Genomic DNA, 13,893 nt, shown 5'->3' on the forward strand with positions numbered 1-13,893 from the left:
GTTGGCATACTAATTATCACAACATCAGAAAGAGCGCTGATAAGGCAAAATGCCCTGACGCAGCATCTGGCCGGTGCCCAGGCTATAGCTCGGGCTCAGACCACGTAGCTCAATGTTGAACGAGATTTTATTGTCATAGGTACTGCTGTCGTTTTCCCAACTGGTGATCTTACGTTCGTAACCCAGACGAATAGCGTAGCAGCAAGAGCTATACTGCACGCCGAGCAGCTGATCGGCAGGCTGTTTGGCCTTGGTATCGTAATACCAGGCGCCAACGACCGACCAGGCATCGGCGATTGGCCAGCTTGCCGTCGCGCCTACCTGCGAAATTCCCTGTTGGTAGCCAGGGTTAGTGATCTGGCTCAGCGTCTGCTGGATATATTCCGGGCTGGTGTAGCGATAGTTCAGCTGCACCATGCGGTCTGCATCACGGCGATATTCCAGTACGGCGTTGCCCTGGGAAACGTTGTCGATACGCGTGTCATACTGCACACCGCCACGCGCACCCCAGCGATCGCTAATCTTCCAGTAGGTATCGCCAGCCCAAACCAGGCTGCCGCGATCGTCGCTGTCTACGTTCTCCAGCCCGGTACGGGATGGGGTAAACGAATAGATTTGACCTACAGAAGCGTTAAAACGTTCAACCAAATCGTTATCAAATATTCGCGTGGTGACGCCGCTGGTCAGCTGGTTGGCGGAAGCGATACGATCCAGGCCGCTGTAAGTACGGTCGCGGAACAGGCCGGTATAGTCGCTTTGCAGCAAGGTAGAGTCGTACGCGCGGATCATGCTCTGATCGCGGTAAGGGATATAAAGGTACTGCATACGCGGTTCCAGCGTCTGCGTATAGCCTTCTGACCAGTCCATATCGCGGTCAAAGACCATTTTGCCGTCAACCTTAAACTGCGGCATAACGCGGTTAACGTTGCTTTTCAGCTGGTTAACTTTGCTGGTATCGACGTTGTTGTTGTAATACTCAATATCATCCTGCTGATAGTGCGTCGCCAGCAGTTTGGCTTCGGTATTAATGCTGCCCCAGCCGTTAGCCAGCGGCAGGTTGATGGTTGGTTCCAGATGCAAACGCGTTGCGTCCGGATATTCTTCGTTAACGTTGGTAAATTTGACCGCCTGCGCATAAAGATGCGTATCGAACGGGCCAACGCTGTTCTGGTAATAGTTAAAATCGAACTGCGGCTCGGCGCGGTATACGTCGTTACTCGACTGGGTAGAGAAGATCTGGAACTGTTTGGTCGACAGCGTCGCGTCCCAGTTTTTCTCTGCGTAGCCTACGCTGAATTTTTGCGTGACGTAGCCGTCGGTCGAATCACCATAGGTAGAGTCCAGATCGGTAAAGTAATAAGGATCGCTGACCTTGGTATAGTCGACGTTAAAGCGCCAGTTCTGCTCATAAACGCCCGAATGCTTCCAAAAGAACAGCCAGCGCCTGGAGTCTTTATCATCATTAATGCCGCGCGTAGCCGCATCGTTGGTGTACTGCTTGTCGGAAGGCAGATAATCGAACTCAACCAGGCCCGCGCCCGCTGTCGTCAGGTAGCGGAACTCATTTTGCCACTGCATGCCGCGCTTGCTCATGTAGTGCGGCGTGAGGGTGGCGTCGGCCTGCGGTGCGATGTTCCAGTAATAGGGCAGCAAAAACTCGAAGCCGTTAGAGCTACCGTATTTGGCGTTAGGGATCAAAAAGCCCGAGCGGCGGCGGTCACCAATCGGCAACTGTAAATAGGGGCTGTACAGCACCGGCACCGCACCGATCTTAAAGCGGGCGTTCCAGATTTCCGCAACCTGCTCCTCGCGATCTTCGATCACTTCCGTTCCCGCTACGCTCCAGCTGTTATCGCCGGGCAGGCAGGAAGTAAAGGTGCCGTTTTCCAGAATGGTATAGCGGTTCTGTCCGCGCAGCTTCATCTGATCGCCACTACCGCGTCCCTGACGGCCTACCATCTGATAGGTGCCGTTCCAGACGTTGGTGTCTTTGGTGTTCAGATTAGACCAGGCTTTCGGACCTTTCAGGATGATCTGATTATCGTCGTAATGCACATTACCCAACGCGTCCACGGTGCGCACCGGCGCCGGCTGACCCGCCTGCTGCCGTTGGTGCAGCTGCACCTCGTCGGAAAGCAGCTGGCTATTGCCCTGCTTAATATCGACGTTGCCGCTAAAGACCGCGTCATCAGGATAGTTGCCTTTCGCTTGATCCGCGTTGATAGTAACCGGCAGTTCATTGGTGTTCTTACCCTGAACCAGAGGACGGTTATAGCTCGGCACTCCCAGCATACACTGTGAGGTGAGATCGTCTGCCAGACCTTGCTGGCTGTAGAGCGCTGAGCCGATAAGCGTGGCCAGCAAAGTAGGTAGTCGTTTTTTCATACGCGGTATCGAAAATTCCGTGATAGCTGGCATCATGCCGACAAACGGTCAGAGACTAACGCACTCAACTGCGTTGCGCTAGTGTTATCCGGACTGTTTGACCGCGTTGCCGTTAGGCTCTGAGATAAATGACGGGTATGATAATGCAATTTTTAGCCTTCAGCATGGCGAATTGAGGAGTATATGCGCTATTGGGGAAAAGTAATTGGGCTTGTGCTGGGATTGTTAAGCGGCACCGGTTTTTGGGGACTGGCTATCGGCCTGCTCTTTGGACATCTGATTGATAAGGCGCGAGCGGTTCAGGGACAGGGTTATTTCGCCAATCAGCAAACGCGTCAGGCGCTTTTTTTTAGCACCACCTTTCAGGTTATGGGCCATCTGACCAAGTCAAAAGGGCGCGTGACCGATGCGGATATTCAGATGGCCTCTTTATTGATGGACCGGATGCAGCTACATGGTGAGGCCAGGACGGCGGCGCAGCAGGCTTTTCGTCAGGGGAAAGAGGGCGATTATCCTTTGCGCAGCAAACTCAGGGAACTGCGTAGCGCCTGCTTTGGCCGTTTCGATCTGATTAGGATGTTTCTGGAAATACAGATCCAGGCGGCATTTGCGGACGGTTCACTGCATCCCAATGAACGCCAGGTGCTCTATGTCATTGCTGAAGAGCTGGGAATTTCCCACAGCCAGTTCGATCAATTTTTACGCATGATGCAGGGCGGCCAGCAGTTTGGCGGCGGCGGACACTATCAGCAGGGAGGCAGTTCGCAAGGCTATGCTCAGGCGCAGCGCGGACCAACGCTGGAAGATGCCTGTAGCGTGCTGGGAGTAAAAAGCGGCGACGATGCGGCAACCATCAAGCGTGCCTATCGTAAACTGATGAGTGAACATCATCCTGACAAGCTGGTGGCAAAAGGTTTGCCGCCGCAAATGATGGAGATGGCCAAGCAGAAAGCGCAGGAAATTCAGGCGGCTTACGATTTAATCAAGCGCGAGAAAGGGTTTAAATAAACAGCCTTTTGTAGATAAACCGAAGGCGTGCGGGTTAAGGATGCCTGTGTGTTGACGGAATGTATTGGCTGATTTGTTGACCAGAAAAATTTCCCTCCGGACAGCCGGAGGGAAAGATTAAAAATCAGCGGGCTGACGGAAGGTCATCGGCGTCTGATATTTGGGATGGGTAATCGTTAACATTTCCGCATGCAGCAGCAGACGCGACGCCATTGCTCTGGCTTCTTCATGCGCATAAAAGTTATCGCCCAGAATGGGATGGCCCAGCGCCAGCAGATGAACGCGAAGCTGGTGCGAGCGTCCGGTAATGGGCTTTAGCTCCACGCGCGCGCTGTTATCGCTGCCATATTCTAAAACCCGGTATTCCGTCTGCGCCGGTTTGCCCGTTTCAAAACAGACTTTCTGCTTTGGCCGCTGCGGCCAGTCACAGATTAAAGGCAGATCGATCAGCCCTTCCTCGTGCTCAGGATGCCCCCAGACGCGCGCCAGATAGGTTTTTTTCGGCTCGCGCTCACGAAACTGCCGCTTGAGCTCGCGCTCGGCCGCCTTGTTCAGCGCCACGAGAATAATCCCGCTGGTCGCCATATCCAGACGATGTACGGATTCCGCCGCAGGAAAATCACGCTGGATACGCGTCATCACGCTGTCATTATGCTCCGGCAGGCGGCCAGGTACCGACAGCAGCCCGCTCGGCTTATTTACCACGATAATGTGCTCATCCTGATAGAGCACGGGCAACGGATCTTGCGAAGGATTATAGGGTTCCATCTTTTTGCCTGTTTGGGGCGGCGAGGCCGCCCCGTCATTACTGATGCGTCACAACGATGAGCCGCAGCGCGTCAAGGCGCCAGCCCGCATCGTTCAGGGCAGCAAGAACCTGTTCGCGGTTGCTTTCCTGCGCGTCAATTTCGTCCTGACGAATGTTAGGGTTGACGGCGCTTAGCGCTTCCAGACGTGACAGTTCTGCACTCAGATTCTCGTTGGCTTCTTCGCGGGCGATGTCGATCAGCTTGCGCGCTTCTTCTGCCGCCTGGCTTTCTGCCAGTTTCAGAATCGCATGCACATCCTGCTGCACCGCGTTGACCAGCTTGCTGCCGTTATGACGATTTACCGCGTTCAGCTGGCGGTTAAAGCTTTCGAACTCGACTTTTCCCGCCAGGTTGTTGCCTTTGCTGTCAACCAGCATGCGTACCGGCGTTGGCGGCAGGAAGCGGGTGAGCTGTAGCTGTTTTGGCGCCTGCGCTTCCACGACATAAATCAGTTCTACCAGCAGCGTGCCGACCGGCAGCGCTTTGTTCTTCAGCAGCGATAGCGCGCAGCTTCCGGTATCGCCAGAAAGGATCAGATCCAGACCGTTACGAATGATCGGGTGTTCCCACGTGACATACTGCGCATCTTCGCGCGAAAGCGCCTGGCCGCGATCGAACGTAATGGTACAGCCATCTTCCGGCAGGCCAGGGAAGTCCGGTACCAGCATGTGGTCGCCCGGTGTCAGCACGATCAGGTTATCGCTGCGATCTTCCTGGTTAATCCCCACAATATCGAACAGGTTCAGCGCAAAGTTGACCAGTTCAATGTCGTTATCCTGCTCGCCAATTTTCTCCGCCAGCGCCTGCGCCTTTTCGCCGCCGTTGGAGTTCAGCTCCAGCAGACGATCGCGGCCCTGTTCCAGTTTGCTTTTCAACGTGTTGTGCAGTTCGCGACACTCGCTGATAAAGTCATCCAGGCCTTCGGTGTTTTCCGGCGAAGCCAGATAGTCGATAAGCTGGCCGCTGACGCTATCGTAAACCGTACGGCCAGTCGGGCAGGTATGCTCAAAGGCGTCCAGCCCTTCGTGATACCAGCGCACCAGTATCGACTGCGCGGTTTTTTCCAGATAAGGTACATGGATCTGAATATCGTGCGCCTGGCCAATACGATCGAGACGGCCGATACGCTGCTCCAGCAGATCCGGGTTGGAAGGCAGATCGAACATGACCATCTGGCTGGCAAACTGGAAGTTACGGCCTTCTGAACCGATTTCCGAACAGAGCAGCACCTGGGCACCGTCCTCTTCCGAGGCAAACCAGGCTGCAGCGCGGTCGCGCTCGATGATGGACAAACCTTCGTGGAACACGGCGGCGCGAATACCTTCACGCTCGCGCAGAACCTGTTCAAGCTGCAGTGCGGTAGCGGCCTTGGCGCAGATTACCAGCACTTTGCTGTCGCGGTTGCTGGTTAAAAAGCCCATCAGCCACTCGACGCGCGGATCGAAGTTCCACCACGTGCCGCTATCTCCCTCAAATTCCTGATAAATCTGCTCCGGATAGAGCATGTCGCGCGCGCGTTCATCGGCCGCTTTACGCGCGCCCATAATGCCGGAAACCTTGATTGCCGTCTGGTACTGCGTCGGCAGCGGCAGGCGAATCTGGTGCAGTTCGCGTTTTGGGAAGCCCTTGACGCCGTTACGGGTGTTGCGGAACAGCACGCGGCTGGTGCCGTGGCGATCCATCAACATGCTGATCAGTTCCTGACGCGCTTCCAGCTTGCCTTCGCGATCGCTGTTGGCGACCTGCAGCAGCGGCTCGATATCCTGCTCGCCCATTAGATCGTTGAGCCTGTTCATCTGCTCATTATCGATAGCTTTGTCGGCCAGCAGGCCGGAAACGGCGTCGGCAATCGGCTGGAAATGCTGCTGTTCTTCAACAAAGGCAGCGAAGTCGTGGAAGCGATCTGGATCCAGCAGGCGCAGACGGGCGAAATGGCTCTCCATTCCCAGCTGTTCTGGCGTTGCGGTCAGCAGCAGCACGCCCGGGATCTGCTCGGCCAGCTGCTCGATAACCTGGTACTCACGGCTTGGCTCGCCTTCTTGCCAGGCCAGGTGGTGCGCTTCGTCAACGATCAGCAGATCCCATTCTGCTTCTGCCAGCATCTCCAGACGCTGTTTATTACGACGTACGAAATCGAGCGAACAAATAACCAGCTGTTCGGTATCAAAAGCGTTATCGCTGTCGAGACGGGCCTGCGCATAGCGGTCGTCATCGAACAGGGCAAAACGCAGGTTAAAGCGCCTCAGCATTTCAACCAGCCACTGGTGCTGCAAGGTTTCCGGCACCACGATCAGCACGCGTTCGGCGCGGCCAGCCAGCAGCTGCTGGTGGATAATCATCCCGGCTTCAATGGTTTTACCCAGCCCCACTTCGTCAGCCAACAGCACGCGTGGCGCATGGCGGCGGCCCACATCATGAGCGATATGCAGCTGGTGCGGGATCAAGCTGGTACGCATGCCGCGCAGGCCGCTAACTGCCAGACGATACTGCTCGCTCTGGTATTTACGGGCGCGGAAACGCAGCGCAAAGCGATCCATACGGTCCAGCTGGCCAGCGAACAGGCGATCCTGCGGCTTGCTGAATACCAGCTTGCTGTCGAGCATCACTTCACGCATCACCACGTCAGACTCTTCGGTATCCAGTCGCGTACCGATATAGGTCACCAGACCATTTTCCGTCTGGACTTCCGTGACCTCCAGCTGCCAGCCTTCATGGCTGGTGATGGTGTCGCCCGGATTAAAAATCACACGAGTAATAGGCGAATCATTTTTAGCGTAAAGACGGTTTTCGCCGGTGGCGGGGAAAAGCAGTGTGACCATGCGCGCATCTACCGCAACAATAGTTCCTAATCCCAGTTCGCTTTCCGTATCGCTGATCCAGCGTTGACCAAGTGTAAAAGGCATAGATATTCGGCTCGATTCTCGTAGAGGTTATTTCAGGCAATAGCACTACCACCCGGCATGCATGCCCGGCAGATTCGTTTCGTTTTGCAGGAAGGGCGCTATGGTACTGGAAGGTGGCGCGTTCGTCACCTGTCAAAATAACCCTAACTGACCAGTTACCAGTGTAGCAAAGTCACCCTGAACGAAAGGAAGAATGCCCTCTGCCACGGGCTGGAGCTGTCGCGAAAGATAGTGTTCGTAGTCCAGTGGCGTCAGGCGTACTTCCAGCGGTTCCGGGCCTGAGGTCGCCATCACGTAGCGAATTTTTCCGCCTTTTTGATACTGCAAAGGCCGCCCCAGCTTTTGATTTTGCTCATCGGCGATGCGTGCGGCGCGGACGTGCGGCGGAACATTGCGCTGGTATTCCGCCAGCGGTCGACGCAGCTTTTTGCTATAGACCAGCTGATCGTCCAGCTCGCCGTCCAGCAGCTGGCGGATAGTTTCCCGCACGTAGTCCTGCCACGGCTGCTGTTTAAAAATGCGCAGGTAGAGCGCCTGCTGAAAATTTTTCGCTAATGGCGTCCAGTCGGTACGCACCGTTTCCAGTCCCTTGAAGACCATTCTTTCTGTCGCGCCTTCGCGTACTAATCCGGCGTAGCGCTTTTTGCTGCCCTGTTCGGCACCGCGAATAGTCGGCATCAGGAAACGGCTGAAGTGCGTTTCAAATTCCAGCTCCAGCGCGCTTTCCAGTCCGGCTTCTTCCCGCAAATGGTTTCGCCACCAGCCGTTGATTTTCTCTACCAGCTGATGACCGATGGCCGCTGCTGACGCTTCGTCATGCGGCGTTTTTAGCCAGACAAAGGTAGAGTCCGTATCGCCATAGATCACGTCGTAGCCTTCGGCTTCGACCAGCTCTCTGGTCTGGCGCATGATCTCGTGGCCGCGCAGCGTAATGGAAGAGGCCAGCCGGGGATCGAAAAAGCGGCACGAGCTGGTACCAAGCACGCCGTACAGCGCGTTCATGATAATTTTTAGCGCCTGCGATAGCGGCTTGTTGCCCTCTTTTTTGGCGGCTTCGCGACCCAGCCAGATCTGGCTAACAATGTCCGGCAGGCAGTGGGTAGTACGGGAAAAACGTGCGCCAAGAAAGCCGCTTACCGACTCTTTCTCGTCGGGGTGCGCCATGCCTTCCGCCAGGCCAACCGGATCGATTAAAAAGGTACGAATAATGGACGGATAAAGGCTTTTGTAGTCCAGCACCAGCACCGAATCGTAAAGCCCCGGACGGGAATCCATGACGTAACCGCCGGGGCTGGCCTGTGGCGCGACCTCGCCGAGGTTAGGCGCGACAAAACCTGCGCGATGCATGCGCGGCAGATAAAGATGGCTGAAAGAGGCCACTGAACCGCCGTGACGATCGACCGGTAGCCCGTTGACGGTGGCGCGCTCCAGCAGGAAAGGCATTATCTCGGTGCGCTGGAAAATGCGCGTCACCAGCTCGCAGTCCTTCAGGTTATAGTGCGCCAGCGCAGGTTTATTTTCCGCAAAGCGCTGGTCAATCTCCTGCATTCTGTCCCACGGGTTATTGATCGCTTTGCCTTCACCCAGCAGCTCGCGCGAGACCGATTCCAGGCTAAACGACGGAAAGTCCCAGAAGGCGGATTTTAGCGCGTCAATGCCGTCGATAATCAGCCGCCCGGTCGCCTGGGCAAACCAGATGCCCGGCTTAAAGCCGTGCTCGCGCCACTCCAGCATTTCATTATTACGGCCGAGGCGCAGCGGGATACCATAGCGATCGGCATGTTTTTGCAGCATGCGGAGATCGAACTGCACCACGTTCCAGCCAATCAGCACATCCGGATCGTGCTTGGCAAACCAGGCGTTGAGCTTTTCCAGCAGCGCGGGACGGCTGGCGACGTATTCCAGTTCGAAATCCAGGCCGCTGGCATCGCCGTTTTCCGGCCCCAGCATGTAAACCACGCGCTGGCCGCAGCCCTCAAGGCCGATGCAGTAGAGCTCGCCGTGACGCGTGGTTTCGATGTCCAGCGATACCCATTTTAACGGCGGACGATAGTCGGGATTGGGCTTCAGGCGGGCTTTTGTCACGCTGTTGCCGACCGTCTCGCGGCTGAACCAGACCGGTGCGGTGATAAAGCGCTCCATCAAAAAACGCTCAGGTGGGCGCACGTCGGCTTCATAAACCATTACGCCGTTTTCCCGCAGCAGCTTTTCCAGCTTTTGCAGCTGGCGATACTGTTTGCAATACAGTCCGGCGACCGGACGCTGGCGAAAATCCTTTAGCTTTAGCGCAGCCAGACGATAATCGCGCTCCGTCTTTAGCAGCGTTTCTGCCTGAGCCAGCTGCGACTGCGGAATAAAGGCGACCGATTCCTGCGGCGGCAGAACCACACGCTGCGGTCCGGCATCCGTGGCCAGCCATAACACGATTTCCGTGCCGTCGGGCGTATCTCGCCAGTGGCGGGTAAGCAGAAAGCCTGCGCGCGCGTCGTTCACCTGAGCCTCCTGAAGGAATAGATAAAATGTGGGTGCTGAGAAAATCCCGGCGCGCGCTTTTCACAAGGGCGCGGCAGGATCCAGAACAACGCTATGCGGGGCGCGGACACCCGGGATACTTTAATGTTGTCAGCGGCCTCAACAGAATACTTTCGGACGTAAAATCTGCTGGTCCGTATAATAACATGTTTATTTATACAGTTCCTGGCTCCGGGCTGTCGATTTTTTCTTCGGTTAACGGCCCTTTTTTTACTGCCGCAGCAGTTGAAAATCTCCGCATCCCCATACAAAACAGCGCTTGACGGATCCCGGGATGGTCGGGACAATCCGACCTCCTGATAAGCAGAATGTGAAAAGTATGGAAGCCTGGCTACAACATCTTATAACTCAATCCGTTGCGTGGTCGCTGATGGCCGTGGGGCTGGTCGCTTTTTTTGAATCTCTGGCGCTGGTCGGCCTGCTGCTGCCTGGTACCGTGTTAATGGCTTCGCTGGGCGCGCTGATCGGTAGTGGGCAAATTAGCCTTTATCCCGCCTGGGGCGTGGGGATTGTGGGCTGTCTGTTGGGCGACTGGCTTTCCTATTTTATCGGCTGGCAGTTTAAAGGGCCGCTGCACCGCTGGTCGTTTATTAAAAAATATCAGGCTTTAATGGATAAAACCGAACATGCGCTGCATCAGCACAGCATGTTTACGATTATCATTGGCCGGTTTGTTGGCCCGACGCGGCCGCTGATCCCGCTGGTCGCCGGGATGCTTGAGCTGCCGGTAAAGAAATTTATTCCGCCTAACCTGATTGGCTGCGTGCTGTGGCCGCCTTTATATCTGCTGCCGGGCATTCTGGCTGGCGTGGCGATAGACGTACCGAAAGACGCCAGCAGCAGCATGTTTAAATGGCTGCTGTTAGGCGTGGCGCTGCTGGTATGGCTGGGCGGCTGGCTCTGCTGGCGCTGGCTACGGGCTAAAAAGCAAAACGACTGGGTAACGCCTTATCTGCCAGCCAGCCGTCTGCGCTGGCTGTCACCGTTGATGATGGTGGCAGGCGTGGGGAGCCTGGTGGCTATCCAGTTCCATCCTATGATGCCGATATTCCGCAATCTGTTGTGGCAGGTGTTTATCGGTTAGCGCTGCAAGCGCAAGGAGCAGCCATGCCGGTAAATGTTGATTTAAACGATCTGTATGCCTTTCGGGCGCTGGTGGAATATGGCAGCTTCCGCCTTGCGGCAGAATCGATCTGTCTTTCCCAGTCGGCGCTAAGCCGCAGAATAGACAAGCTGGAAGGCGCGCTGGGTCTGAAGCTGTTTGAACGCACCACGCGGCGGGTAAGCCTGACGCTTGCCGGGCAGAGTTTTGCCGAGCGTTCGGAACGGCTGCTGGCTGACTTTGAGGACGTGGTCGGGGATCTTAGCGAGGTCAGCCAGAACCGTACTGGTCTGGTCACCGTCGCCAGCGTCCCTTCTGCGGCCTACTATTTTATGCCTGACGTTATTCGCCGTTTTCAAATTCGCTATCCGCGCGTGCGCGTTAAGCTTATCGACAGCAGCGCCAGCAATGTTTACGACGCGGTTGTGAGCGGCCAGGCAGATTTCGGCATCAGTTTTTCCGGCAGGACGCAGGCGGATATCGAGTTTCTGCCGCTGCTGGAGGACAGCTATGTGGCGGCCTGTCGGCATGAGCATCCGCTGGCGGGGCGAAAAAGCCTGACATGGCGTGAGTTTTACCAGCAGGCGTGGATTGGGCTGGATAAAACGTCCGGTAACAGAAATCTGCTCGATCAGGCGCTGGCACAAATCGTTCCAGAACGCCCCAGCATTTGCGAAACCCGGCACGTCACCACCATGCTGGGAATGGTTGAAGCGGGACTGGGCATTGCTGCCGTGCCCGCTATGTCGCTGCCGTCTTCCGGCCACTCCATCCTGACCAGCCTGCCGCTGACCGAACCGGCAGTGAAACGAACGGTTGGCCTGCTCAGGCGCAGCGGGCGCGTGCTGTCTCACGTCGCCGCCGAGCTTGAAAAGCTGATTACTGAACGGTATCCGCCTGCTTAGCAGCCTGCGATGCTTTTACCGTTTTCAGACCGGTTGCCTGTACGGTGGGCTGTACAGCCGCTGAGGAAAGATACTGCAACAGCTTTTGCGCCTCCTGCCGATGGGCGGAGGTTTTCGTCACGGCACCCGCAAAACGGGTCGTGTACTGCAGGCTGGCAGGTAGCTCGCCAATAAAGGTAACGCCAGAAACGGGACGCAGTTCGCTGACCTGCTGAAAGCCCAGCTGATACTTGCCGTCAGCCACCATGGAAGCCACGGGAACCCTTTCTATCTGGTGCGCCTTGTTCTGCACTTCATTTTTAATGCCCAGCTTTTCAAACAGCTGACCGCTGACATATCTGCCGCTGGCGCTGTCTGAATAGGCGATAGAGCGGGCTTTTAATAAAGCATTGCGCAACGCCTCTTCCGTGCTGATATCAACCGGCGCGTCGCCTTTACGGACCACCGCGCCGACGGTTGAATCGGCCAGCTCGACGCGAGAGTCTTTGAGGATCCAGCCTGCCTTATCCAGCTTTGTCAGCGCGTCACCGACCATAATCACGACGTCTGCTTTTTCACCGTGCGCCAGCCTGGTAGGAATGGCCTGAGCCGAGTTGCCCATCGACGGCCCCGTTACCGTCACAACCTTGTAGCCTTCCTGCGCGGCAAAACGCGGTGCGAGTTTTTGCCATGCGGCATTGAAGCCGCCGGATATCATTATCGTCAGCTCTTGTGCCTGAGCGCCCGCGCTAAGAAAGAAAAGAGCTGCCAGCGATAAACAGCGAGATGTTTTGCCCATGATTTTTCCTTAACTGAATGGTTTAGGTGCTGGTTGAAAAGGGACGGCGCTGCGGCGGTAGAGATAAAGTGTTGCTCCCAGAGCGCACACGGCGGCAAAGCTCATCCAGTATCCCGGCGAGGCTTTATCGCCCGTCAGCTCAATCAGGCCGGTGGAGACGACCGGGGTAAAGCCGCCAAAAACTGCCGTAGCCAGGCTGTAGGCCAGCGAAAATCCGGCAACCCTGACCTCTGACGGCATAATTTCCGTCAGCGCCGGGATCATCGCACCGTTATAAAGACCGTAAATAAAGGAGAGCCACAGCAGCACGCCCAGCATCATGTGAAAATCGGGCGCTGCGGCCAGCAGGCTTAGCGCAGGATAAGAGGTGCAGAGCGCCAGCAGCGTCATGCCAATCAGGACCGGTTTACGGCCAAAGCGATCGGACAACGCGCCGCCAATGGGCAGCCAGAAAAAATTTGAAACGGCGACCAGTAACGTAACCAGTAAACTGTCGGAAGCGCTGAGCATCAGCACTTTTTTGCCGAAGGTCGGTGCATAAACCGTGATCAGATAAAAGGCCGTGGTGGTCATGGCCACCATCAGCATGCCTGCGATAACCACTGGCCAGTTAGCCAGCAGCGTGCTGAAAACCTGCTTCATGGCCAGATGTTTACGGCGGGCGTTAAATTCCTGGGTTTCTTCCAGCTTACGACGCAGAACAAAGATAAAAGGCACGATCAGACAGCCAAACAGAAACGGGATGCGCCAGCCCCATTCACGGATAGTCGTTTCCGCCAGCGCCGCATTCAGCGCAAAGCCCATGGCGGCCGCAATCATGATCGCGACCTGCTGGCTACCCGACTGCCAGCTGGTATAAAAGCCCTTACGGCCGGGGGTGGCGATCTCTGCCAGATAAACCGACACGCCGCCCAGTTCCGCACCGGCAGAGAAACCCTGTAGCAGGCGGCCCATCAGCACCAGAAAGGGTGCCCAAAGCCCGATAGTTTGATAAGACGGGATCAGCACAATCAGAAAGGTGCCTGCGGCCATAATCGACAGGGTAACAATCAGCCCTTTGCGCCTGCCGACCTTATCGATATACGCACCTAACACGATGGCACCCACAGGCCGCATCAGAAAGCCCGCGCCAAACACGGCAAACGTCATCATCAGCGAGGCGAATTCACTGCTCGCCGGGAAGAAGGTATGCGCGATATAGGTAGCGTAAAAACCAAACAGAAAGAAATCAAACTGTTCTAAGAAGTTGCCTGACGTGACGCGGAGTATCGCGCCGATGCGGGCGCGGGTAGTCAGGGGGGAGCCAGAAGTAAGTTGCATAGTGTTCTCCAGTTTGTCAGTGACGCTTTTCGCTGCGCCTGGTTTGCAGACTGGAGGAGGAGAACGGCGTAAATAAGTGCAATTAACGCATGGATTGATGCGTTGCGAGCATTGATAGTGCGGAAGCGGTTAAAAGCCGCTGGATTTATTA

10 protein-coding genes are annotated in these 13,893 nt (G+C 56.0%); 4 read left to right on the forward strand and 6 right to left on the reverse strand.

Annotated elements, in window-relative coordinates; translation table 11 throughout:
• Positions 1–24 precede the first annotated feature (24 nt).
• Positions 25–2,421 carry an LPS assembly protein LptD gene (lptD, locus tag KUE00_RS03510; RefSeq protein ID WP_246758136.1) on the reverse strand — a complete coding sequence of 799 codons (2,397 nt, stop codon included), beginning with the start codon at positions 2,419–2,421 and terminating at the stop codon, positions 25–27.
• A 147-nt stretch (positions 2,422–2,568) separates the two neighbouring features.
• Between lptD and djlA the strand changes: the two genes are divergently transcribed.
• Positions 2,569–3,393, forward strand: coding sequence for a co-chaperone DjlA (djlA, locus tag KUE00_RS03515; protein ID WP_246758137.1), 825 nt, complete (start codon positions 2,569–2,571; stop codon positions 3,391–3,393).
• 117 nt (positions 3,394–3,510) lie between these two features.
• Here djlA and rluA read toward each other — a convergent pair whose 3' ends face one another.
• The 3 genes from rluA to polB form a co-directional block, all read right to left on the reverse strand.
• Positions 3,511–4,161, reverse strand: coding sequence for a bifunctional tRNA pseudouridine(32) synthase/23S rRNA pseudouridine(746) synthase RluA (gene rluA / locus KUE00_RS03520; RefSeq protein ID WP_246758138.1), 651 nt, complete (start codon positions 4,159–4,161; stop codon positions 3,511–3,513).
• A gap of 37 nt (positions 4,162–4,198) precedes the next feature.
• Complete coding sequence (gene rapA, locus KUE00_RS03525) at positions 4,199–7,105, reverse strand: RNA polymerase-associated protein RapA (RefSeq protein WP_246758139.1); 2,907 nt, start codon at positions 7,103–7,105, stop codon at positions 4,199–4,201.
• Positions 7,106–7,237: 132 nt separating this feature from the next.
• A complete protein-coding gene (polB, locus tag KUE00_RS03530; protein ID WP_246758140.1) occupies positions 7,238–9,598 on the reverse strand; it encodes a DNA polymerase II in 2,361 nt (786 codons plus the stop codon).
• A gap of 26 nt (positions 9,599–9,624) precedes the next feature.
• Between polB and KUE00_RS03535 the strand changes: the two genes are divergently transcribed.
• Genes KUE00_RS03535 through psrA form a run of 3 tightly spaced genes read left to right on the forward strand, consistent with a single transcriptional unit; the run spans position 9,625 to position 11,644 of the window.
• A complete protein-coding gene (locus KUE00_RS03535) occupies positions 9,625–9,900 on the forward strand; it encodes a hypothetical protein (RefSeq protein ID WP_246758141.1) in 276 nt (91 codons plus the stop codon).
• A gap of 56 nt (positions 9,901–9,956) precedes the next feature.
• Complete coding sequence (locus KUE00_RS03540) at positions 9,957–10,721, forward strand: DedA family protein (RefSeq protein ID WP_246758649.1); 765 nt, start codon at positions 9,957–9,959, stop codon at positions 10,719–10,721.
• A gap of 23 nt (positions 10,722–10,744) precedes the next feature.
• On the forward strand, positions 10,745–11,644 hold the full coding sequence (psrA, locus tag KUE00_RS03545) for an L-proline-binding transcription factor PsrA (protein ID WP_246758142.1): 900 nt from the start codon (positions 10,745–10,747) through the stop codon (positions 11,642–11,644).
• Here psrA and KUE00_RS03550 read toward each other — a convergent pair.
• Positions 11,619–12,422 carry a substrate-binding domain-containing protein gene (locus KUE00_RS03550; RefSeq protein ID WP_246758143.1) on the reverse strand — a complete coding sequence of 268 codons (804 nt, stop codon included), beginning with the start codon at positions 12,420–12,422 and terminating at the stop codon, positions 11,619–11,621. The genes psrA and KUE00_RS03550 overlap by 26 nt on opposite strands.
• A 9-nt stretch (positions 12,423–12,431) precedes the next feature.
• Positions 12,432–13,742: an MFS transporter gene (tcuC, locus tag KUE00_RS03555; protein WP_246758144.1), complete on the reverse strand. Its 1,311-nt coding sequence runs from the start codon at positions 13,740–13,742 to the stop codon at positions 12,432–12,434.
• Positions 13,743–13,893: the final 151 nt, after the last annotated feature.

Origin of the sequence: Erwinia phyllosphaerae, from assembly GCF_019132875.1 — a bacterium.
GTDB lineage: Bacteria > Pseudomonadota > Gammaproteobacteria > Enterobacterales > Enterobacteriaceae > Erwinia > Erwinia phyllosphaerae.